At 69.6% G+C, this 21,584-nt stretch carries 18 protein-coding genes; 11 read left to right on the top strand and 7 right to left on the bottom strand.

Going from position 1 to position 21,584, the window contains the following annotated elements; genetic code table 11:
- Window positions 1-9: 9 nt before the first annotated feature.
- From ABZ937_RS07530 to ABZ937_RS07520, 3 genes are all read right to left on the bottom strand, one after another.
- Complete coding sequence (locus ABZ937_RS07530) at window positions 10-1,107, bottom strand: DUF4185 domain-containing protein (RefSeq protein ID WP_361686956.1); 1,098 nt, start codon at window positions 1,105-1,107, stop codon at window positions 10-12.
- A 59-nt stretch (window positions 1,108-1,166) separates the two neighbouring features.
- Window positions 1,167-2,801 (bottom strand): fucose isomerase, encoded by a 1,635-nt coding sequence (locus tag ABZ937_RS07525; RefSeq protein WP_361686953.1) that lies wholly within the window; start codon window positions 2,799-2,801, stop codon window positions 1,167-1,169.
- 144 nt (window positions 2,802-2,945) lie between these two features.
- Window positions 2,946-4,424, bottom strand: coding sequence for an FGGY-family carbohydrate kinase (locus ABZ937_RS07520; protein ID WP_361686950.1), 1,479 nt, complete (start codon window positions 4,422-4,424; stop codon window positions 2,946-2,948).
- Window positions 4,425-4,664: 240 nt separating this feature from the next.
- On the opposite strand from ABZ937_RS07520, the gene ABZ937_RS07515 reads away from it, so the two are divergent.
- The 4 genes from ABZ937_RS07515 to ABZ937_RS07500 all read left to right on the top strand — a co-directional run bounded on the left by ABZ937_RS07515 (window position 4,665) and on the right by ABZ937_RS07500 (window position 9,036).
- Window positions 4,665-5,756: a glycoside hydrolase family 172 protein gene (locus tag ABZ937_RS07515; RefSeq protein ID WP_361686946.1), complete on the top strand. Its 1,092-nt coding sequence runs from the start codon at window positions 4,665-4,667 to the stop codon at window positions 5,754-5,756.
- Window positions 5,757-5,859: 103 nt separating this feature from the next.
- Window positions 5,860-7,227: a sugar ABC transporter substrate-binding protein gene (locus ABZ937_RS07510; protein WP_361686943.1), complete on the top strand. Its 1,368-nt coding sequence runs from the start codon at window positions 5,860-5,862 to the stop codon at window positions 7,225-7,227.
- Window positions 7,224-8,186: a sugar ABC transporter permease gene (locus tag ABZ937_RS07505; RefSeq protein ID WP_361686940.1), complete on the top strand. Its 963-nt coding sequence runs from the start codon at window positions 7,224-7,226 to the stop codon at window positions 8,184-8,186. The genes ABZ937_RS07510 and ABZ937_RS07505 overlap by 4 nt, the downstream gene beginning before the upstream one ends.
- Window positions 8,176-9,036, top strand: coding sequence for a carbohydrate ABC transporter permease (locus tag ABZ937_RS07500; RefSeq protein ID WP_361686937.1), 861 nt, complete (start codon window positions 8,176-8,178; stop codon window positions 9,034-9,036). Before ABZ937_RS07505 ends, ABZ937_RS07500 begins: the two co-directional genes overlap by 11 nt.
- Window positions 9,037-9,111: 75 nt before the next feature.
- Here the strand turns inward: ABZ937_RS07500 and ABZ937_RS07495 are convergent, their stop codons facing one another.
- On the bottom strand, window positions 9,112-10,122 hold the full coding sequence (locus ABZ937_RS07495) for a LacI family DNA-binding transcriptional regulator (protein WP_361686934.1): 1,011 nt from the start codon (window positions 10,120-10,122) through the stop codon (window positions 9,112-9,114).
- A gap of 149 nt (window positions 10,123-10,271) precedes the next feature.
- Here ABZ937_RS07495 and ABZ937_RS07490 point away from each other — a divergent pair, with 149 nt between their 5' ends.
- Window positions 10,272-10,697 carry a hypothetical protein gene (locus tag ABZ937_RS07490; RefSeq protein ID WP_361686931.1) on the top strand — a complete coding sequence of 142 codons (426 nt, stop codon included), beginning with the start codon at window positions 10,272-10,274 and terminating at the stop codon, window positions 10,695-10,697.
- 3 nt (window positions 10,698-10,700) lie between these two features.
- On the opposite strand, the gene ABZ937_RS07485 is transcribed toward ABZ937_RS07490, so the two are convergent.
- The 3 genes from ABZ937_RS07485 to katG all read right to left on the bottom strand — a co-directional run bounded on the left by ABZ937_RS07485 (window position 10,701) and on the right by katG (window position 14,442).
- Window positions 10,701-11,297, bottom strand: coding sequence for an SUKH-4 family immunity protein (locus ABZ937_RS07485; protein WP_361686928.1), 597 nt, complete (start codon window positions 11,295-11,297; stop codon window positions 10,701-10,703).
- A gap of 23 nt (window positions 11,298-11,320) precedes the next feature.
- Window positions 11,321-12,145, bottom strand: a complete 825-nt coding sequence (locus tag ABZ937_RS07480) for an aspartate/glutamate racemase family protein (protein ID WP_361686925.1) — start codon at window positions 12,143-12,145, stop codon at window positions 11,321-11,323.
- A 104-nt stretch (window positions 12,146-12,249) separates the two neighbouring features.
- Complete coding sequence (gene katG / locus ABZ937_RS07475) at window positions 12,250-14,442, bottom strand: catalase/peroxidase HPI (RefSeq protein ID WP_361686921.1); 2,193 nt, start codon at window positions 14,440-14,442, stop codon at window positions 12,250-12,252.
- A gap of 400 nt (window positions 14,443-14,842) precedes the next feature.
- Here katG and ABZ937_RS07470 point away from each other — a divergent pair, with 400 nt between their 5' ends.
- The 6 genes from ABZ937_RS07470 (at window position 14,843) to ABZ937_RS07445 (ending at window position 21,545) form a co-directional block, all read left to right on the top strand.
- The gene (locus ABZ937_RS07470; RefSeq protein WP_361686918.1) at window positions 14,843-15,214 is read left to right on the top strand and encodes a hypothetical protein; all 372 of its coding nucleotides are present in this window, start codon (window positions 14,843-14,845) and stop codon (window positions 15,212-15,214) included.
- An 11-nt stretch (window positions 15,215-15,225) separates the two neighbouring features.
- Complete coding sequence (locus tag ABZ937_RS07465; RefSeq protein WP_361686915.1) at window positions 15,226-16,809, top strand: peptidoglycan-binding protein; 1,584 nt, start codon at window positions 15,226-15,228, stop codon at window positions 16,807-16,809.
- 142 nt (window positions 16,810-16,951) lie between these two features.
- Window positions 16,952-17,332 carry a protease inhibitor I42 family protein gene (locus tag ABZ937_RS07460; RefSeq protein WP_361686913.1) on the top strand — a complete coding sequence of 127 codons (381 nt, stop codon included), beginning with the start codon at window positions 16,952-16,954 and terminating at the stop codon, window positions 17,330-17,332.
- Window positions 17,333-17,357: 25 nt separating this feature from the next.
- Complete coding sequence (locus tag ABZ937_RS07455; RefSeq protein ID WP_361686910.1) at window positions 17,358-17,771, top strand: hypothetical protein; 414 nt, start codon at window positions 17,358-17,360, stop codon at window positions 17,769-17,771.
- 1,339 nt (window positions 17,772-19,110) lie between these two features.
- Window positions 19,111-20,247: a PLP-dependent cysteine synthase family protein gene (locus tag ABZ937_RS07450; RefSeq protein ID WP_361686907.1), complete on the top strand. Its 1,137-nt coding sequence runs from the start codon at window positions 19,111-19,113 to the stop codon at window positions 20,245-20,247.
- Complete coding sequence (locus ABZ937_RS07445) at window positions 20,244-21,545, top strand: MFS transporter (RefSeq protein WP_361686904.1); 1,302 nt, start codon at window positions 20,244-20,246, stop codon at window positions 21,543-21,545. The genes ABZ937_RS07450 and ABZ937_RS07445 overlap by 4 nt, the downstream gene beginning before the upstream one ends.
- Window positions 21,546-21,584: the final 39 nt, after the last annotated feature.

Genomic DNA, 21,584 nt, shown 5'->3' with positions numbered 1-21,584 from the left:
GTCCGGTCCTCAGACAGCGAGTCCGCTGATCCGGTACTGCATCACCCGGTAGTTCTGGTCGTCGTACCACTGGCTGACGTTGATGTGGAAGTCGGCGAAGGTCGACCCGGGGACGATGAAGCCGCCGTAGGGGCTGGCCACCGCGTTGCCCCACTCGTTGCCGGGACTCGTGGGGACGATGACCGTCTGTTCCGGCGTGGTGAACAGGTTGCTGGTCGGGAGCGGGAAGATCTGCGCCCGTATCCCCACGGGGTCCATGTTCAGCCAGGTCAGGGCGTACTTGCCGCCCATCGCGCGGAAACAGATCTCGCCCCGGCGGCGACGGGCGGTGATCGTGGTCGGGTAGTTGCCCCAGGCCCAGGAGCCGTTCGCGTAGCCCCATGGCTGGTACGCCGCCGGGTTGCCCACCTGGTCCTGGCGGACGCGGTGCAGCAGCAGGTCGGAGGCGATGTCCCGGTTGAAGACCGTCGACAGGACGTAGCAGTGGCCGTCGTCCGCGACCGCGTACGTCTTCTGCTGGAACCGGCCGCCGTACTGGTCCCCCGGCCACAGGCACAGGTACTCCCACGTCTCCCCGTTGTCCGTGGAGCGCCAGAAGTCGGAGTGGTGGGTCTGGTGGAGCACCCCGCGCATGAGGTGCATGTACATCGTGTCGCCGATGGTGAACACGTCCGACGGGATGGCGGTCGTGTTGTTCTGGTGGCCCTCCGGGACCAGGCCGACGGCGTGCGAGCCGCCCACACTGTCGTCGATGACGAGGTGGTCGACGTCGGGGCGGCGTGCGCGCAGGCCCACCGGGGCCCGCCAGTCCGGCCCGCCCACGCCCGCCCCGTCGAAGGTGTCGCCGCAGACGAACAGCATCGTGCCGTCGGGGCAGCGGGCGGGTATGCCCAGGTCGGTCCACGGTGCCGCGAACCGGCCGGTCTCGGCGGGACCGGTGAGGTTGCGGACCTTCGTGCCGGTGACGGCGGGGGCGGCGCTCGCAGGTGCCGCCCCCGCGGCGAGTCCGGTCGCCGCCGTCGCGAGGCCCAGGCCGGCGCCCAGCAGCGAGCGCCGGCTCGGGCCGTCGGCGGCCGGGGCGGGGTGGGAGCGTGGTGCACCGGTCATGCCGAACTCCTCGGAATCGTAGGGGCCTTGCATGGGAACGCCCGCGCCCGCGGGGCCGGCTACAGCGCCACGTCCCCGCACAGGTGGACCTCGAAGCCCAGCTCGGCGAAGAGGGCCGCCTTGGCGCGCAGCGCCTTGTCGGCGGTCGCCGCGTCGGGGGCGTAGGCCACGTTGAGGTGGTTGGCGCGGTGGCGGGCCATGAACTGGTCGCGGGAGACGCCGTGCAGGACCGCGTGCATGATCGGCCACTGCGGAGTGGTGGCCTCCAGCCTGCGCCGGGTCTCCTCGTCGGGCAGCTCGATCGAGGTGGCACGGCCGAGGTCGACGTGCAGATGACGGTCCATCAGGAACACGCGTGACCAGACGATCTCGCCGGGCTTGGAGACGCCGCTGAGGGTGCCGCCGCCGAGCGGGAAGTACATCGGGGGCTGCCGCATGCTGTACGACTTGTGGTAGCCGCCGTGGTGGGAGGCGGGCACCGAGCCGGAGATCTCGAAGACCCAGACGAACCGGCCGTCGTACTCCTCGCCCCAGCGGATGTCGTGCAGTGTGGTCGCCGGGTCGAGACCCATCGCGGTCCAGACGCGGTTGGTGACCAGGGAGTCGACGGCGACGCCCTCGTCGACCTCGTTGAAGTGCGGCAGCGGCGCGCCGGGGTACAGCTCGCGGGCGCCGTCGCGGCTCAGTACCGGCGGGCGCTGGACGTTGTTGAGCAGGCCCTCGGCGAGGTCGCTCGCCGGGACGGTGTCCTTCAGGCCCTGCTGGTACTGGATGCCGACCGCGTCGAGGCCGAAGTCGTCGGCGATGCGCAGCGCGGCTATGTACATCTTGAACTGGCTGAGCAGCTGCGCGTCGGTGAGTTCGGTGGCCTCGTCGGTACCGGTGTGGAACCGCATACCGGCGTGGTCGAGCCAGGCGCGGACCGCCTGGGCCTCCGCGTCGGAGACCTTCTGCATCTCGGCGACCAGGGCGCTCTGCGACAGGCGCTCCTTGTAGATGCCGAGCGGGTTGAGGAACTCGTCGTCGATGATGGCGTTGTACATGCCCATGCAGCCCTCGTCGAAGACGCCGATGATCGCCTTCTCGTCGCGCAGCTGCCGGGCCAGGGCCACACCGAGTTCCGTCTCGGGGTCCTCGGGCAGCGGCGGCAGGGGTCGCACATGGCTGGTGTCGTGCGTGAGGGATCCGGTGTCCAGCCAGGTGCGCAGGCCGTCGCGGGCCCAGTCGTCGGTGAAGTCGGCGCTCCACAGCACGGAGTACGGCCGGCCGGCCTTGGTGAGGCTGCCGGCCAGGTTCAACAGGCCGACCAGACCCGGGAATTCGCCGCTCCAGTTGGCGACGACCAGGATCGGGCCCCGGTGGCTGCGCAGTCCGGCCAGCACGTGATGGCTGTACTGCCAGACACCTTCGACGACGATCAGCGGCGCGTCCTCGGGCAGCGTCTTGAAGACCTCGATGCCGGCGCGCTGGCTGTCGATGAAGCCGTGCCCCTTGGCCGCGTCGAAGGCATGACCACGGCGGACCCGCCAGCCGAGGTCGGTCAGCGCCGCGGCGATGTCGTTCTCCAGCTTCTCCTGCGTCGGCCAGCAGGTGACATTGGCGGCGGGGCGCAGGTCACCGCTGGCCACGGTGTAGACGGTGCGCGGCTCGGCGGCGGGCGGCCGGTGGGGCTCGGGCAGGGTGTACGTGGTCATGCGATCTCCGTTGGGGATGTGCGTACGACGACCACCCTCCGGCCGACCGAGTCGGGTGGTGGGTGGGCATAGGGCGGGGGTCCAGGGGGCGGAGCCCCCTGGCGGGGTCAAGGGGCGGAGCCCCTTGCCTGGGCGAGTTCGAGCTCAGCGCTCCTGGCGCGCGGCCAGCGCATGCACGGTCGCCGAAGTCTCGCGGTACAGCCGCTGGTACAGGCCGTACAACTCGTCGTACCGCTCGATGTGTTCGGCACGCGGCATCACCGTCTCGCGCACCGGATTCCAGACGTCGATGTCGGCGTCCCCGACGAGCCGCGCCGCGAGCAGCGCACCGCCGTAGCTGGCCCCGATCGTGGTGGTGCGCAGCTCCTGCGGCCGCCCGGTGATGTCGGAGACGATCTGTGTCCACAAGGCACCCTGCGTGCCGCCGCCGACGGCGACCACGCGGCGGATGTCGCCGCCCGCCTCCTCGATGACCTCGATGTTGTGGCGGACCCCGAACCCGGTGGCCTCCAGCGCGGCCCGGTAGAGGTCGCCGCGCGTGTGGGACAGGGTGAGTCCGGCGATGACACCGCGGGCGTCCGGGTCCATGATCGGGGTGCGTTCGCCGGAGAAGTACGGCAGCATCAGCAGGCCTCCCGCGCCGGGTCCGGACTCGGCTGCCAGCCTGGTCAGTTCGGCGTGGTCGCCCCCGGCGAACAGGTCGCGCAGCCAGTTGGTGACCGCTCCCGAGGTGGCCATGCCGCCGGCCAGGTTGCGGGTGCCGGGCAGCGCGCCGACCGTGCCCCACAGGGACGGGCTGGTGAGTGGCTTCGGCACCGTGTGGATCAGGAACATGGTGGTGCCGTACATCAGCATCAGATCGCCGGTGTGCTGCGCACCCACGCTCAGGGCCTCGGCCCAGGCGTCGATGGTGCCGGTGGTGACGGGGATGCCGACGGGCAGCCCGGTCGCCCGGGCGGCCTCGGGGGTGACGGTGCCGGCCGCCTCGCCGGGCCAGCGCAGCGGCGGCAGATCGATGCCGGGGGCCACCTCGGCGGCCCAGGGGCCGTACCACTCGCCCGCGAGCGTGTCGTACAGCGGGGTGCACTGGCTGGCCGAGTGCTGGTCCAGCGCATAGGCGCCGGTGAGCTTGCGGACCAGCCAGGAACTCGGCATGTAGAGCCGGCGGGCCCGGGCGTACACCTCGGGCTCCTCCTCGGCGACCCAGGCGATCTTCGGACCGGCGGCCTGGGTGGTGAGCGCGGAGCCGCCCCGGCGGATGATCTCCTCGGCGCCGAGCTGTTCCTCGATGCGGTGGATCTGGCGGACCGAGCGGGTGTCGACGCCGTAGAGGATCGCGGGGCGCAGCGGGGTGTCGTGCTCGTCGGTGAGCAGGACGCACGGGCCCATGCCGCTGACGCCGACGGCGATGACGGTGCTGTCGTCCGGGCCGGTCAGCTCGCGGGTGAGTTCCGTGAACTCGCGCCACCACACGGTGGCGTCCATGTCGAAGCGGCCGGGGCCCGGTCTGTCCGGGGTGTGCTCCCGCACGGCCGAGCGGATCAGGACGCCGTCGAGACCGACGAGAACGCCTTTGCTGCTCGATGTGCCGATGTCCACACCGATGACTGCGTTGCGAGGCATGACGAGCACGCTGGCAGAAATCGATTTCAGCGTCAAGGGGCCGCGCAGTTCTGCGCCTTGTGGCTGAGAAGAGTCGGCCTAAATCGTGCAACCTGGGCATCTCTCATCAGAGGCATTCGCTCCCGTCTCAGCCCTTGACACCCTCTGACGCCCGTCTTACGTTTCGCTGAAATGGATTTCAGGGGTGCGCGGCCCACCCTGGGCCCGCCCCGCACACCCACCCTTGAAGGCACGGACACGATGACGACTTTTGGACTCGACGGCATCTCCCGCAGGACGCGTGCCGTGAGCCGTTCCATCAGCGCGGAGAACTTCACCGGTGCCAGGGGAGGCGGCGGCCGCGCCACCGAGGGCACCGGAGCCGTCGCGGCGAGCAGGCTGGGGCCGGGCTGGAAGATCTCCCCGAGCATCGACATCGCCGCGGGCGAGACGGCGGTGCTCGCCGACATCGAGGGGCCGGGCACCATCCGCCACCTGTGGTGCACCACCGACCCGCACACGGCCTGGCGGGGCACCCTGCTGCGGATGTACTGGGAGGGCGAGGAGACCCCCGCCGTCGAGGTCCCGCTCGGTGACTTCTTCTGCAACGGCTGGAACACCTTCAGCCAGGTCTCGTCCGTGCCCGTCGCCGCCAACCCCAACGGCGGCTTCAACGCGTACTGGCCGATGCCGTTCCGCCGCAGGGCACGCATCACCCTGGAGAACCTGACCGCCGAGAAGGTCACCCTCTACTACCAGGTCGACTACGAACTGGACGAAGTCACCGACGACGCCTCCTACTTCCACGCCCAGTGGCGCCGCAGCCACCCGGTCCCGTACGGCGAGGTGCACACCCTGCTCGACGGCGTCACCGGCGCCGGCAGCTATGTGGGTACCTACCTCGCCTGGGGCGTCAACAGCCCCGGCTGGTGGGGCGAGGGCGAGCTGAAGTTCTACCTCGACGGCGACGACGAGTTCCCCACGATCTGCGGCACCGGCACCGAGGACTACTTCGGCGGCGCCTGGAACTTCGACGTCCCCGGGCAGGGCTACACCGCCTACACCACCCCCTACCTGGGCCTGAACCAGATCCTGCGCCCCGACGGGCTCTACCGCAGCCAGCAGCGGTTCGGGATGTACCGCTGGCACGTCCTGGATCCCGTCCGCTTCTCGCAGGACCTTCGCGTCACCGTGCAGAGCCTCGGCATCGGCCCCGGCCAGGGCAACGGCCTGCCGCACCGCTACCGGCACACCAGCGACGACATCGCCAGCACCTCGCTGTTCTACCTGGACGCCCCCAGCTCCGCCTCCCGTCCCGCCACACCGGACCTGCTCACCCTCGAAGTCGACTGAGTCCCCGCTCCCCGGCCCGGTCTCCGTACCCCCGTCCCCGGCACGCCCTCTCCCCAAGTCCCTGTCCCGCTCGACCTCATCCCACTCCGACAGGAGCGCACGCATGCTCCAGCACGGCAACGAAGCCGGTCGCCCGGCCACCTCGTCACGCCGGCGTTTCCTCACCGCGACGGCGGGTGCCGGCGCGGCCCTCGCCGCCACGCCCCTGCTCTCCGGCTGCGGCACGGCCCAGGCGAAGGGCGGCAACCTCCAGTTCTGGAACTTCTACGGACCCCAGCGCTCGCCCGACCCGGCGATCAACGCGCAGTCCCAGTGGTTCGTCGACATGGTCGCGAAGTGGAACGCCACCCACAAGGCGCAGATCGACCTCGTCCATCTGCCGCAGCCCACCTACCTGAACGGCTTCAAGCTCCCGTCCGCCTTCGCCACCGGTGAGGGCCCGGACATCTTCCTGCTCTCGCCCGGCGACTTCCTGCGGTACTACAACGGCGGCGTCCTCGCCGACCTGACCCCGTACATGGACAAGGCCGCCATCGACGACTTCGGCTCCGCACTCGACAGCCGCACCGTCGACGGCAAGGTCTACGCCCTCCCCATGGAGGTCGAACCGCTCGCCATGTTCTACGCCCAGGACGTCTGGGAGAAGGCCGGCCTGTCCGAGGCCGACATCCCCGTCACCTGGGACCAGATGCTCGACATCGGCGACAAGCTGCGCACGAAGACCCGGGCCGGCCTCGTCTTCGAGACCCAGCCCGGCTACTACCAGAACTTCACCTGGTACGCGTGGATGTGGCAGGGCGGCGGCGAGGTGCTGGACCACCGGGGCAACGTGGTGTTCGACTCCAAGGCCACGCGTCAGGCCCTCGGGTTCTGGCAGGACGCCGTGCGCCACGGCATCGCCCCGCGCACCCTGCCCGCCGCCGGCGACGTGATCGGCGCGTTCAAGGGCGGCAACGTCGCCCTGTGGCAGCAGGGCATCTGGAACGTCTCCAGCTTCAAGGCGTTCGCACCCGAGTACAAGTACGGCGTCTTCAAACTGCCGGTGCCCCCCGGCGGCAAGTACGTCACCACGCTGGGCGGCTGGTCCTTCTGCGCCAACGCGCAGGGCCGCAACCCCGAGGCGGCGGCCGAGTTCTGCGTCTGGGCGCTGGGATCCATGAAGGACGACTCGATCAACCGGATGGTCGACTGGTGCGTCGGCGCCAAGTCCGACGTGGCGCCCCGCGCCAGTGCCCTGGAGCGCGGCGCCGCGAAGGGCGGCTACGACTCCGAGGTCATGAAGAAGTTCAAGGACGAGATCTTCCCCGGCGGACGCGCCGAGCCGCGCTACCCCCCGGTCGTCTACAAGGCCATCTCCGACGCCATCCAGGGCACCATGCTCGCCGGCCGCGGCGTGGCCGGCGAGGCGGAGAGAGCCGCCCGGTCCATCGCTGCCTACACCAAGAGCTACAAGGGGGCGAGCCTGATATGAGCAGCGTCGCCGCACAAGAGAGCCGGCGTGCCGCGGCCCCGGCGCAGGCACCCGCTTCCGCGAGCAAGCCGGGACTCAGCCGCAAACACCGCGAATGGCTGGCCGCGGGGCTCTTCCTCGCCCCCGACGTGCTCGGTCTGCTGATCTTCGTCGCCATCCCGATGGTGCTGTCCATCGTCCTGAGCTTCTTCCAGGTCAGCGGCTTCGGCTCGTACGAGTGGATCGGGCTCGGCAACTACCGGCGGATGATGAACGACCCGCTGTTCTGGGACTCGATGAAGATCACCGGCGAGTACGTCCTGATCCTCGTCCCCGTCCTGTTCTGCGTCAGCCTCGGCCTCGGCCTGCTGGTCAAGCAGAAGCTGCCCGGCGTCGGCGTCTTTCGCACCGCGCTCTTCCTGCCGTACGTCATCAGCCTCGTGGTGGTCGGCGTGCTGTGGAAGTTCCTGCTCGACGACCAGGCCGGCGCGGTCAACCGGGCCATGCGGGCGGCCGGCCTCGACGGCGAGTCCTGGCTCGGCAGCCCCTCCCTGGCCCTCGGCTGCGTCATCGCCGTCATGGTCTGGGTGATGATGGGCTACTACATGATCATCTTCCTGGCGGGGCTCCAGGAGATCCCCAAGGAGTTCTACGAGGCCGCGAAGCTGGACGGCGCGGGCCCGTGGACCACCTTCCGCACCATCACCTGGCCGCTGCTGCGCCCCACCAGCTTCTTCGTCCTGCTCATGTCGACCGTCTCCGCCATCACCGGCGGCCTGGACCTGATCTTCGTCCTCACCAACGGCGGCCCCGCCAACGGCACTTCGCTCGCGATCTTCTACATCTACCAGCAGGCATTCGGATTCGGCGAGTACGGCTACGCGTCGGCCATGGGCTCGTTCCTGGTGCTGATCATGGTCCTGATCTCCGCCGTGATCTTCAAGCTCACGAGAGGCGGGAGGTTCGACGATGGCGAGTGACACCCTGACGACCCGGGCCGACACACCGGCCGGCCGGCGCCGGCCGCTGTCCTCGGCCACCGGACTGACGGTCCTGGCCGTCATCCTGTCGCTGATCAGCGTCTTCCCGGTGCTCTGGATGGTGACGTCGTCCTTCAAGACACGTGCCACCGTCACCGACGGAAACCTGATCCCACGGGACTTCACCTTCGACAACTTCGTCTACGTCTTCACCGAGGTGCCGTTCGGGCGCTATCTGTGGAACAGCTTCCTCATCTCCGCGGTGATCACCGTGGCGGCCCTGTTCTTCCACTCCATGGCCGCCTACGCGCTCGCGCGGCTGCGCTTCCCCGGCCGTGAGAAGCTCTTCGGCGCCATCTTCGCGACCCTGCTGGTCACGGCCCCCGTCGTGCTGATCCCGCTCTTCCTGGTCGCTCGCGAGCTGGGCCTGCTCGACAGCTACGCCGGCCTGATCGTCCCGGCCGTCTTCAACGCCTTCGGCATCTTCCTGCTGCGCCAGTTCTACCTGGGGTTCCCCAAGGAACTGGAGGAGGCGGCGATCGTCGACGGCTGCGGCCACTGGCGGGTCTACTGGAACATCGTCCTGCCGATGTCCCGCCCCATCCTCTCGGCCCTGGCGATCTTCTTCTTCCTCGCCAACTGGAACGCCTTCGTCTGGCCCCTGGTCGCCACCAACGACCAGTCGCTGACGGTGGTCCAGCTCGGCATCGCCTCGTTCCAGACGCAGTACGGCTCCAACTGGAACTACATCCTGGCGGCGGCCACGGTCGCGGCACTCCCCATGCTGATCCTGTTCTTCGTCTTCCAGCGGCAGATCGTGGAGTCGATCAAGACGTCCGGGCTGAAGTAGCTCCGGACCCACGAAAAGGGGCGCGGCACCGGAAACCCCCGACCGGTACCGCGCCCCTTGGCACGCTCCCTCCGCTCACGGCCCCGCGGTGCTCTCCCGCACCTGCAGCCTGGTGCGCAGCACCACCGTCTGCAACGGGGACGGGTTGCCCTCGATGCGCTGCAGCAGCAGATCGGCCGCCGTACGGCCCAGCTCGTAGGAGGGCAGCTCCATGACCGTCAGGGACGGCCGTATCAGCGAGGCCCACGGCACGTCGCCGAAGGACAGCACACCGATGGACGGCGGGGTGCGCCCGGCCTCGCGGAGCACGTCCAGGACACCCACCGTCATCAGGTTGTTGGCGACGAACACCGCGTCCGGCGGCTCGGGCAGCGCCAGCAGCTCGCGCATCGCGGCCCGGCCGCCCTCGACACGGAAGTCGCCGTGCCGTACGTAGGTGTCGCCGGCCCGAGCCGTGTCGGGCGCGGACCGCAGCGCCATGCGATACCCGGCCAGGCGCTCCTCGGAGGTGGACGCGCCCTGCGGGCCGGCGATGCAGGCGACGCGGCGGTATCCGGCCTTCAGCAGATGACGGGTGGCCGCCTCGCCGCCGTGCTGGTTGTCCACCTGCACCGCGTCCACCTCCGCCTCGTGCGGCCGGCGGTCCACGGCGACCACGGGCACACCCCGCGCGAGCAGCGGCCCCAGGTCGGTCTCGTCCTGCGAGGCCGCGGCCACGATCACGCCGGCCATCTGCTCGCCGAGGGCCACCTCCAGATAGCGGCGCTCCTTGTCGGTGTCCTCGTCGGAGTTGCACAGGACCACCGAGAGGCTGGTGCGCTGCGCCGCGTCCTCGACACCCCGGGCGAGCGACGTGAAGAACGGGTTCTCGATGTCCGGGATGATCAGGGCGATCACGCTGGAGCGCTGCTTGCGCAGCGACCGGGCGAGCCGATTGGGCGCGAAGCCGAGGGCCTCGGCGGCCTGCCGGACGGACAGGGCGCGTTCCGGCGTTACGTTGCCGCCGTTGAAGACGCGCGAGACCGTCGCCGGGGAAACCCCGGCGGCTCGCGCCACGTCATGGATCGTCACCACCTGAGTGCGCATCCTTTCACCGTGTGGAGCACCAGCCTACCCCCTGCGTGAAAAGGATTTCATCGGGCCCGATCAAGGGTCCCAGGATCACCAGGGGGCGCTGAAGGCACTGGGAGCGGTACGAGCCTAGGATCAGGCCACCAGTACGAAGGGGTCGGGCGATGAGCAGCCGAGCATGGAAGTGGGCGCTGGTTTCGGCCCCGATGGCGCTGGCGGTCTCGGCGTGCATGGGATGGGGCGGCTATCCGCATGCGAAGAACATCCACGAGTCTCAGCTCATCGGCACCTGGCGCGCCCGGAAGTGCGACACCACGGTGACCTTGAAGCGGGACGGATCGGCGTCCGCCACCGGCATCCCTACCGAGATGCGACTCGACGGCAAGATCACGCAGCGGGTCAGCGGGGACGGCACCTGGAAGATCGACGAGTTCGGCGCCGAGCAGCAACTCGATTTGGTCATAGGGGATGAACACACCCCATTCGACCTTTACCGGGACAAGGGGCGCTTGCTGGTGGCGCTGACCGTAGGGGATCCCGACGACATGAACGCGTGCATCCTGACCAGCAAGCAGCGCAACCGTAGCTGACCATCAGCCCTTGAAGCGCTGACCCATGGCGATCTCATCGCCCACTACCGACCAGACGGTCTCGTCGTCCTGGAAGGGGAGCGGGTCGATGCTGCTCGTCTCCTCCCGGATGCGATCGACCTCGCCGTCCAGGCGCTCGAAGTCGGCCTCCTCCTCGCCGTCGTCGCCGCTGAAGGCGAACTCTTCGAGCAGGCGCTGGAACCGGAGGGTGACCTGGACGAGGGAGGAGACGTCCGTGTGGAGTTCCCGCACGGTCTCCTCGTCGGGGTCGACGGCGTACACCTTGCCGGATACGGGGTCGAGGGCGAGGTGGGCGTTGAGCAGCCAGCCGATGACGGGCCATTCGCCCGGGTCCTCCAAGGCGTCCTCGAAGTCCTCGAAGTCCTCGGCGTCGACGACGTCCTGGACGAGGGGCAGCCGGCCGGTGTCCTCGTCGGGCTCGCGCAGCCAGAGCGTCCCGGTGGGGACGCCGACGGTCTGCAGGAGGCGGGCGCCCTCACTGTCCGCGACGGAGGGCGGGAAGGCGGAGCCGGGCAGGGTCGCGATCCGGTCCTCGTCGAAGATGCCGGCGAACTGGCCGCGTGTGACGTCGAAAAGCACTGCTGGAACTCCGGACTCTTTGCTCAGATCGCCGGAGCAGTCACTGAGGCTCGGGTGGTGGCGGAGAGGAGAGCTTCGCGAGGTACCGGCGCTGCGGCGGCCAGGGCGCGGCCCACCGGATAGGCGTGCGCGCCTTCCGGGAGGTGGCTCTCGCGACCGCTGAGGACCACGTCGATGGAGCCCAGGACACTGCCCGTCTCCCGGGTGCGGTTCAGTCGCCGCAGTGCTTGGCGGGCGACGGCTTCCGCGCTGTCGTGCAGGACGGTCCCGGCGGGCAGGCTCTGCAGAATCGCCGGAGCCACCAGGGGGTAGTGCGTGCACCCCAGCACCACGGCGTCACAATTCCGGGGGGTTCGCTCGGCCGCATCGGCGATCGCTTCCGCTGCGGCGGCCATGTCACCGTGGTCGATCGCCTCGGCCAGGCCGGGGCACGCGACCCGGGCGATGGGTATGCCGTTCGCGAAGTCAGCGATCAGGCGATCCTGGTAGTCACTGGCGGTGGTCCGTACGGTCGCCCACACGGCGAGGTTCTGACTGGCCGCCGCTGCCGGCTTCACGGCGGGGACGGTCCCGATCACGGGAATGCGAGGCTCGAACCTCTCGCGCAGGGCGTCGATCGCGGTGACGGTGGCGGTGTTGCAGGGAACCACGATGGCCTCCGCGCCGCGCTCTGTGGCCAGGTGGGCGGCACTGAGCAGCCGGTCCGTGACGAAGGAAGCGGTTTTCGGCCCCCAAGGGGCGCCCTCGGGATCCAGAAGCAGCAGGAGATCGAGATCCGGGGCGAGGTGCCGAAGCCAGCCGGCGGTAGGAAGGAGGCCGAGCCCTGAGTCGATCAACGCCACCGTCATGGTGGGCAAACGTACCAGGTAGGAGCCTTCGCCCGGCTGAGAAGGATGCGGTTACCCTCCGCCACGTCCCGGTCGGCCGATGAGGGCCGACCGGGACGTCGGGCTCAGGCGAGGTCGAACCGGTCGAGATTCATCACCTTGTTCCACGCTGCCACGAAGTCACGTACGAACTTCTCTCCCGCGTCCTGGGACGCGTAGACCTCCGAGACCGCTCGGAGCTGGGAGTGCGCGCCGAAGATCAGGTCGACGGCGGTGGCGGTCCACTTGACCTCGCCGGTGGCGCGATCTCGCCCTTCGAACACGTTCTCGTCCGTGGCCGACGCCTTCCACTCCGTGCTCATGTCGAGCAGGTTGAGGAAGAAGTCGTTGGTCAGGATTCCCGGCCGGTGGGTGAAGACACCGTGGGAAGTCCCCTTGAAGCCGGTGTTCAGGGCCCGCATGCCGCCGATCAGCACCGTCATCTCGGGAGCGGTCAGCGTCAGCAGGTTGGCGCGGTCCAGCATGAGGGTCTCCGGCGACAGCTTCTCGCCCGCCGGAAGGTAGTTGCGGAAGGCATCCGCCTTGGGCTCCAGGACGGCGAACGAGGCCGCGTCGGTCTGCTCCTGCGAGGCGTCCGTACGCCCCGGTGCGAACGGAACCGTGATGTCGTACCCGGCGTCCCTCGCGGCCTGCTCGACGGCCGCGCACCCGCCGAGGACGATCAGGTCGGCCAGGGAGACCCGCGTTCCGCCGGTCTGGGAGCGGTTGAAGTCCTGCTGGATCCGCTCGAGCGTGCGCAGGACCTCGGTCACCTCGGGGAGGTCGTTGAGCTCCCAGTCCTTCTGCGGCGCGAGCCGGATGCGTGCTCCGTTCGCCCCGCCGCGCTTGTCGGTGCCGCGGAAGCTCGCCGCCGACGCCCAGGCGGTGGTGACCAGCTGGGAGACGGAAAGGTCCGAGCCGAGGATCCTGCCCTTGAGGGCAGTGATGTCCTCGTCCCCGACCAGTTCGTGATCGACGTCGGGAACGGGGTCCTGCCACAGCTGCGGCTCGGGAACCCACGGGCCGAGGTACCGCGAGCGGGGTCCCATGTCGCGGTGCAGCAGTTTGTACCACGCCTTGGCGAACGCCACCGCCAGCTCGTCCGGGTTCTCGTGGAACCTCTTCGTGATCGGGCCGTAGACCGGGTCCACCTTCAGCGCGAGGTCCGTCGTCAGCATCATGGGGGCGTGCCGCTTCGACGGATCATGGGCGTCGCGCACGGTGTCCCGGGCCGCGGGATCCGAGGGCGTCCACTGGTGGGCGCCGGCAGGGCTGCTCGTCAGCTCCCAGTCGTACTTGTAGAGATTGTCCAGGTACCCGTTGTCCCACTGGGTCGGCTCGGTGGTCCATGCGCCCTCCAGGCCGCTGGTGAGCGCGTGGGGTCCCGTGCCGCTGCCGTAGGTGTTCCGCCAGCCGAGGCCCTGCTGCTCGATGGAGGCGGCCTCGGGTTCCGGGCCGATATAGCTGGCGTCGACCGCGCCATGGCACTTGCCGAAGGTGTGGCCGCCGACGATGAGTGCGACCGTCTCCTCGTCATTCATCGCCATGCGCCCGAACGTCTCCCGGACGTCCTGGGCGGCAGCCATCGGGTCCGGGTTTCCGTTGGGCCCCTCCGGATTGACGTAGATCAGTCCCATCTGTACGGCGGCGAAGGGACCGGTGAGTTTTCTGTCACCGCTGTAGCGCTCATCTCCGAGCCATGTGTCCTCAGGCCCCCAGAAGATCTCCTCGGGTTCCCAGATGTCCTCTCGCCCGAAACCGAACCCGAACGTCTTGAATCCCATGGATTCCATGGCACAGTTTCCGGCGAAGACCAGAAGATCGGCCCAGGAGATTTTCCGGCCGTACTTCTGTTTGACCGGCCACAGCAGACGGCGCGCCTTGTCCAGGCTCGCGTTGTCCGGCCAGCTGTTGAGCGGGGCGAAGCGCTGCGCGCCGCTGCCGCCACCGCCGCGGCCGTCCGCGATACGGTACGTTCCCGCGGCATGCCAGCTCATCCGGATGAAGAGCGGCCCGTAGTGACCGTAGTCGGCAGGCCACCAGTCCTGGGACGCCGTCATCACCTCGAAGACGTCATGCTTCAGCGCGTCGACGTCGAGGGTCGCGAACTCTTTCGCGTAGTCGAAGTCCTCGTCCATCGGGTTGGCCTGGGGCGAGTGCTGGTGGAGAACCTGAAGGTCCAGTTGATTCGGCCACCAGTCCCGGTTCGTCCTGGGCCGCCGAGTCGGTGTGGGCGTCGGTGAAGGGATTGCTGGATTCTCACTTTCACTGCCGGACATGCCTGCCCTTCTTTCTGTCTCGGTGTTCCTTGTGCCGCGTCCGTATGGTCGCGCACAGCGGACCACACCTCTATGAAACACGCAGAGCACCCCGCACGACAGACGTGAGAGAAAGGGGCGGCCTTTCTGCTCCGTGCCGATTTCTGACGCAATCCGAATCGAATACGGCAGCCCCCGGAGAAGGCGGCGGCCTCCCGCGCGTCCTCACTCCGCGCCCGCGCCCGGGCCGGCGTCGAACGGCTCGCCGGCAGGCTCAGAGCGATCCGTCCCACGCCTCGGCGTGAGGAAGCCGGCCTCTGATGTGGAGGAGGTGTGTGTGGCGGACGACGCGTGATCCTTCTCTACGCGGTGGGTGTTAGCCTGCCCGCGGTCGCGATCGAAGGCATACGGGGGAGGCACGGTGGGCTCGGACGGCTACCAGGTCAAGGCGGGTATGACCGGCCAGGCCCAGCAACTCGACGACGCCGCCACGGACATGGACGGCGTCAGCTCGGCCGTCAGGTCCCGCACGAGTTACTCGTACGGCGATGTCGGCGGCGATGACGCCGCGTCGGCGCTGAACGCGTTCGTCAAGGCATGGGAGGCGGAGGCCAAGACACTGGCGTCGGCGTTGCACGAGCTCGGTGGCAAGGTGCAGTTGGCCAAGAAGACCTACCACGGCACCGACGGCCTGGTGAAGACGCACGCGGACAGCGTCCCCGTCGGCGGCACGAGCAGCCTCACCGACACATCGGCGCGGGGCGGGCGCACCTCGGCCCTGTCGAGCTACTGAGGAACGGGCCGGTGTCGTTCTTCTCCTCTCCCTTCGACTCCCCGTCCTTCCGCCTCGCCTGGCTCGCCGGACTGTCCAAGAAGATGCTCGCCGCCGGGAGCAAGAACGAGCTCCTGGACCTGATCGACGACGCCCTCTCGGTGCCCCGACCCGGCGGCGACCCGGGCGTGCTGGAGGGCCTGGCGGAGCTCTACCGTGGTCAGGTCGACCATGTCGGCAGCGTCTTCGACCAGGTCGACCGGGTGGGCCGCAAGGGTCTTCCGGAGGTGTGGGTCGGTGACACGAGCGTCCTCGCCTCCGACGTGGTGAACGCCGCCGGGCGGTCCGTGACCCAGATGGGCGAGGCGTTCCGGAGTGGCGCTTCGGTGCTGCTGACGCTGGCCGACGCGATCGGCGCCGCGCAGCGCAAGGACGAGCAGGGCCGCGGACAGCTGCTGGAGCAGAAGAAGACACTCGGCGGCAAGGACGGCTTCTTCGACGACCTGCACGAGAGCGACGAGGAGGAGTGGGACCGCAAGAACGCCGCCCACTTCGGCTCCTTCGCGGTCGACCTGATGCACGCCGCCGTCTCCGACGCGCAGGAGGCCACCCGCGTCGCGGCCCGGGACCTGAACAAGTGGGCCGCCGAGGCACGGGCCGGGAAGATGGAGACCAGCGAACTCACCGCCGTCGACAAGCTGATGCTCGCCGACACCGGTGTCGCGGGCGCCGACGCAGAGCTGAACGAGATCCTCACGGCCGGCGACCTGGAGCGCGCGTCGGCGCGTATGGACCTGCTGAGCCTCGACGACGAGACGTCCATGGAGCGGATGCTGGCGAAGTCGGACAGCCCGCAGGAGCGGGCCTACCTGATGAAGGCCCTGGCCGCCGGCCACAGCGTCGCCGAGATCGGGACGTTCCAGAACAAGATCCACGGCAAGGACCCCGCCTGGCTGCGCCGGCACCTCACTCCGGTGGTCACTGCCCCGGACAGCATGAACGACGAGGGTCTGGCCCCGGACGGCTCGAACAACAACAAGGACTACGTCACGTTCGACGGCCAGCGGTGGATCCAGGGCGGCGACGGCTCCGAGGGCACCTGTGTGGCCTCGTCCACCGTCACGTCCCGCGCCATGGTCGACCCCCTGTACGCGCTCGACCTCACCGGCGGCCCCGACGGGCAGCAGGACGACCCCGAGGCCTTCAAGCAGCGCCTGGTGGCCGAACAGCACCGGCTGCACACCGAAGGCGACGGCGGCGAGAACTGGGGCGGCATGGGGCCCGAGGGCCAGGAACGGATCAACGACACCGCCGTCGGCAGTGCCACCGGCACCGACTACGAGCGCCAGGACCTGAACAGCGCCGCCGACCGCAGGGCGGTCCTCACCGAAGTCGAGAAGTCGGTGGCGCAGGGGCGGCCGGTGCCGGTCGACGTCTCGGGCAAGGAGGGCGCCCACGCCATGACCATCATCGCCCAGGAGGGTGACATGCTTCAGGTGTACAACCCCTGGGGCTCGACCACCTGGGTCAGCGAGGACGACTTCATCAACGGCCACATGGGCAAGGCTTCCACCAGTGATCTCCCCAACGCGTACAGCGTCTATCTTCCGCGGTAGCAGGGGCGGTGCCGCGGTCGCGGCGTCCGCGCTCCTCGCTCTCGCCACGGGCTGCGGCTCGGGCACCCACGAGCCGGCCGGCGGCTCCACGAGCACCGCGAGCCACCCCGCGGGCGCCCCGAGCCGCCCGACGAGCCACCCGGTGAAGGACACCAGCATCACCGCCGAGCCGGGCGAGCGCTTCACGCTCACCGTCGACCAGAACGCCTCCACCCGCGAGTACTGGTACCTGGTCGACCCCGCGCCCGACAGCTCGGTGCTGGTCAGCCGCGGCCAGGACTACGCGTCGGACTCCGGCGACGAGCCGGTGGACGGCGCCGGCGGCCGGCTCACCTTCACGTTCGAGGCCAAGGGCAAGGGGACCACCCGGTTCACGCTGCTGCACTGCACCTTCACCACCTGCCAGGGCAACACCTCCACCCTGCCCCCCGCGACGACCGGCCCCTCCGCCACCCCGACCGCGGGGGCGGCCACCCCCTCCCAGGCCCCCGAGCGCATCACCTACACCGTCACCGTCGACTGAGCGACGAGACACCCGAGGCCCCGCCATGAACGACGACGCCCCCTACCCGCCGTACCGCACGGACGACGAACTGGCCCGGCTCGACATCACCGTCCTGCTGCGCCACGGGCTCACCGCCGAGCCCGGCACCCGGCGCACCGCCCTGTTCGGCGACGGCGCCGCGGCAGCAGCCGTCCTCCTCGACCGCCTCGGCACCGAGCCGCGCTCGGTCGCCTTCCTCGCCGACACCGTGCGCGCCGGCGGACTCGCCCGCGCCGCGGAGCTGCCCGAGCCCCTGCCCCGCCGGGAGGCGGCCGACCTCGTACGGGAGTGGCTGCGGGCCGGCACCGAACTCAGCGGCGGGATCGCCGCCGACGACACCGCGGCCACCTGGCTGCGCGCCGTAGCGACCATCATCGAACTGAAGCAGCGGACCCGGGCGCGGGGCCGGAGTACGTGAGGAGACACCTGGCGACGGCCGTCTGCGACCGGGTGCACACTCGCCGCAGCAAACGAGCCATTCCCTGGCGAGTCAACCCGAGTTTCAGTAGTGGTGGTCGATCACTGGCGGCAAGCCGCTAGGATCACGGCATGGTTACGGCTTGGTCGCCCCAGCGCATGCTTCGGGCCCGCTCCGATGTGGGCCCGGTGCTGCGCGTGCTGGCCTTGGCCGTGCTTCTGTTCGGCGTTCTCCTGACCCACGGTGTGCACGTCGAGACCGTCGCGGGACACCTCTCCACCAGCGCGACGACCTCTCCGGCGCAACCGGCCGATGACATTCGCCATGCGGCCGCAGGGCCTTCTCCGCTGCTCGCAGGGGAAGCTGGTGACCACCATGGTGGTCACCAGCCGTCACATCCTTGTCAGGAGTGTGTGTCCGGGCAGCCGCAGCAGGGTTCCGTTTTGGCCCCGCCATTCTTTGCAGCGTCGGTTCGCGAATCAACCGGTGCCGAGGGCGCCTCGCCCCTTCGCCTGTCTGCCGCTGGTCTGCGTGTGGGTGGGATGTCCACTACGGCTCTGAGAGCCGCCTCCGTGGTTCAGCAGGTCTAGGAGCACAGAGTCCGCCAACCGGCCTGCCGGTCGTCACCGGTTGGGCTGAGAGCGCGCGACGAGCCGCGTCCCCTGAGCTCATGATGGGTCGTCACGTTCGTCGATGCCGTCCTACCCCCCACCCATGTCTGCGTCTCCCCGCGTACTCGTAGGGGGGTGCAGCAGCGCGGAGGACCTGTGCCGACACATTCCCGTCTGCCCGTGCATGCCTCATGGGCCCCATCCGGCTCGTCGCGGTGGCGCCGACCCGTTTCGGTGATCCTCGGCGTCCTGGTGATGGCACTGATGCTGTGTGCCGTCATCCATGGAATGCCTGAGGAGACGCACCGCTCGGTGTTCGTCCCTGCCTCTGCCTCGGTGCTCCCGGCGACCGGAGATTCTGACGGGCTTCACGGCCCCCACGGAGATGAGGACTGCGCGTCGGACATGATCGTCCGTACGGCGGCTCAGTCGGCGGAGGACCTTCCTCTCGTCGCCATGGCCGTCGTCGTCCTGGTCGCCGTGACCCTGGTAGTGGGCAGCCCCCTTGCACGGCGTGCACTTCGCAGACGTCACGACAGACGCGCCGGCCGAGTGGCGCTCGCCCATACGTCGCGGTGGAGGATCTAGACCACTCGCTCGCAGCCGACCGACCTCTCCGGCTGCCGCGCGCCCACGGCCTCGACGCGGACCCACGGTCCGCCCTGGAGTCATGGGGCGCGAGATGAACCCGCACCGTGCATTCATCGAGCGAGAGCGACAACACAGACATGCAGTCATTGACCAGGACAGCGGTCGTCCCCGGCCAGTCCGCCCTGTCCAGCCTGGTCGGCAACACCCCGCTGTTGCGGGTGTCGGAACCCCTGGCCCCGGCCGGGCGTGGCTTCTGGGCGAAGCTTGAGGGATTCAACCCGGGCGGCATCAAGGACCGGCCGGGTCTGCACATGGTGGAGCGGGCCCGGGCCCGCGGCGACCTGCGGCCCGGTGGGCGGATCATCGAGTCCACCAGCGGCACTCTGGGTCTGGGGCTGGCGCTGGCCGGCATGGTGTACGGCCACCCGGTCACCCTGGTCACCGATCCGGGACTGGAGCTGTCCATGACCCGGCTGCTGACCGCGTACGGCGCCCAGGTCAACGTCGTGTCCGAGCCACACCCCACGGGCGGCTGGCAGCAGGCCCGCCGTGAGCGCGTTCAGCGGCTGCTGGAGCAGCACCCCGACTCCTGGTGCCCGGACCAGTACAACAATCCGGACAACGTCGCCGCCTACACCCCGCTGGCCCTCGAACTCGCGGCCGAGATGGGCCACATCGACATGCTGGTGTGCAGCGTCGGCACCGGCGGCCACTCGGCGGGTGTCTCACGAGTCCTGCGGCAGCTCTACCCGGAGCTGACCGTCGCCGGTGTGGACACCACCGGTTCGACGATCTTCGGTCAGCCGGCCCGACCCCGTCTGATGCGCGGACTCGGTTCCAGCATCTACCCCCGCAATGTCGCCTACGAGCAGTTCTCCGAGGTGCACTGGGTCGCCCCGCACGAAGCCGTGTGGACGTGCCGACAGCTGGCCGCCTCGCACTACGCCACCGGGGGATGGAGCGTGGGCGCGGTCGCGCTGGTGGCCGGCTGGCTGGCCCGGACGACGCCGGCGGACGCACGGATCGTAGCGATCTTTCCCGACGGCCCACAGCGTTACCTCGGGACGGTCTACGACGACGACTACTGCGCCGCCCACGGCCTGCTCGAATCGCCCCCGGCGCCCGAACCGGAACTGATCGGCCGCCTGGACGAAAAGGAGGTCACCCACTGGACCCGGTGCACCACCGTGGTCGATCCCCTCACCCTGCAAGGCGCACACCACGACGTCACCGAGGATGTACCGGGTGCCGACTCCGCGGAGGAGGGCCGGTGAAGGGAATGCTCACACAGGTACGGTCGTACGAGCGCAGCGTCCAGCTGTTGATGGTGAACCAGTTCACCATCAACCTGGGCTTCTACATGCTGATGCCGTATCTGGCCGCCCACCTGTCGGGGACGCTCGGGCTGGCCGGCTGGCTCGTCGGGCTCGTCCTGGGCGTACGGAACTTCAGCCAGCAGGGCATGTTCCTGGTCGGCGGCACGCTCGCCGACCGGATCGGCTACAAGCCGATGATCATCGCCGGATGCGTGCTGCGCACACTCGGCTTCGCGACCCTCGGGCTGGTGGACTCGCTGCCCGCGCTGCTCGCCGCCTCGGCGGCCACGGGCCTGGCAGGGGCGTTGTTCAACCCGGCCGTACGGGCGTACCTCGCGGCCGACGCCGGCGAGCGCAGGGTCGAGGCGTTCGCGCTGTTCAACGTCTTCTACCAGGCCGGAATCCTGCTGGGCCCCCTGGTCGGCATGGTGCTGACCGGGGTGGACTTCCGCATCACCTGCCTGGTCGCCGCGGGGATCTTCGCCCTGCTGAGCGTCGTACAGATCCGCGCACTGCCCGCCCGGCGGGCCGACGACACCAAGCGCCAGGACAGCGACGATGGTCAGGGTGTGCTCGCCCAGTGGCGCGGCATCCTCACGAACCGCCCCTTCCTGCTCTTCTCCGTCGCCATGATCGGCTCATACGTCCTGTCCTTCCAGGTCTATCTGGCCCTGCCGCTGGAGGTGCGCCGGCTCGGCGGCGACGGAGAGTTCGGCACGGCCGCGGTGGCGGTCCTCTTCGCGGTCTCCGGGCTGAGCACGATCGTCGGGCAGACGCGGGTGACAGCGTGGTGCAAGGCGCGATACGAGCCCGGGCAGGCGCTCGTGCGCGGGCTGGCGGCGATGGGCATGGCCTTCGTGCCCCTGCTGTTGGCCACCGCCGTGCCCGTGCCGGAGTACGGGATCGGGCTGTGGCTCCTCGCGGCGGTTCCGCCGACGCTCGCCGCACTGCTGCTGGCCATCGGCACGATGATCGCCTACCCGTTCGAGATGGACACCATCGTCCGCCTCTCCGGTGACCGCCTCGTCGCCACCCACTACGGGCTCTACAACACGATCTGCGGCATCGGTATCACCGTCGGGAACCTCGGCACGGGCGCCGCGCTGGACGCCGCCCGCGCGGCCGGGATGCCCGCACTGCCGTGGATCACGCTGTTCGCCCTCGGCCTGGCGTGCGCGGTCGCCCTGTACGGCCTGCACCGCTCAGGCCGACTGGCGGCGCCGTCCGCTGCCGAGCCGTTGCCCGCGACCGTCTGACCACCGGCCCTCGGGCCCGAGGGCGGGGCACCGCCAGGT

The organism is Streptomyces sp. NPDC046727 (assembly GCF_040645635.1).
Classification (GTDB): Bacteria; Actinomycetota; Actinomycetes; order Streptomycetales; family Streptomycetaceae; genus Streptomyces.
This window is presented reverse-complemented; position numbering and strand designations above follow the sequence as displayed.

Coding starts and splice junctions, on each gene's coding strand:
- ABZ937_RS07450 (WP_361686907.1), top strand. CDS start 19,111: ATGCAGTCATTGACCAGGACAGCGGTCGTCCCCGGCCAGTCCGCCCTG.
- ABZ937_RS07500 (WP_361686937.1), top strand. CDS start 8,176: ATGGCGAGTGACACCCTGACGACCCGGGCCGACACACCGGCCGGCCGG.
- ABZ937_RS07510 (WP_361686943.1), top strand. CDS start 5,860: ATGCTCCAGCACGGCAACGAAGCCGGTCGCCCGGCCACCTCGTCACGC.
- ABZ937_RS07455 (WP_361686910.1), top strand. CDS start 17,358: ATGAACGACGACGCCCCCTACCCGCCGTACCGCACGGACGACGAACTG.
- ABZ937_RS07530 (WP_361686956.1), bottom strand. CDS start 1,107: ATGACCGGTGCACCACGCTCCCACCCCGCCCCGGCCGCCGACGGCCCG.
- ABZ937_RS07515 (WP_361686946.1), top strand. CDS start 4,665: ATGACGACTTTTGGACTCGACGGCATCTCCCGCAGGACGCGTGCCGTG.
- ABZ937_RS07480 (WP_361686925.1), bottom strand. CDS start 12,145: ATGACGGTGGCGTTGATCGACTCAGGGCTCGGCCTCCTTCCTACCGCC.
- ABZ937_RS07505 (WP_361686940.1), top strand. CDS start 7,224: ATGAGCAGCGTCGCCGCACAAGAGAGCCGGCGTGCCGCGGCCCCGGCG.
- ABZ937_RS07525 (WP_361686953.1), bottom strand. CDS start 2,801: ATGACCACGTACACCCTGCCCGAGCCCCACCGGCCGCCCGCCGCCGAG.
- ABZ937_RS07520 (WP_361686950.1), bottom strand. CDS start 4,424: ATGCCTCGCAACGCAGTCATCGGTGTGGACATCGGCACATCGAGCAGC.
- katG (WP_361686921.1), bottom strand. CDS start 14,442: ATGTCCGGCAGTGAAAGTGAGAATCCAGCAATCCCTTCACCGACGCCC.
- ABZ937_RS07490 (WP_361686931.1), top strand. CDS start 10,272: ATGAGCAGCCGAGCATGGAAGTGGGCGCTGGTTTCGGCCCCGATGGCG.
- ABZ937_RS07495 (WP_361686934.1), bottom strand. CDS start 10,122: ATGCGCACTCAGGTGGTGACGATCCATGACGTGGCGCGAGCCGCCGGG.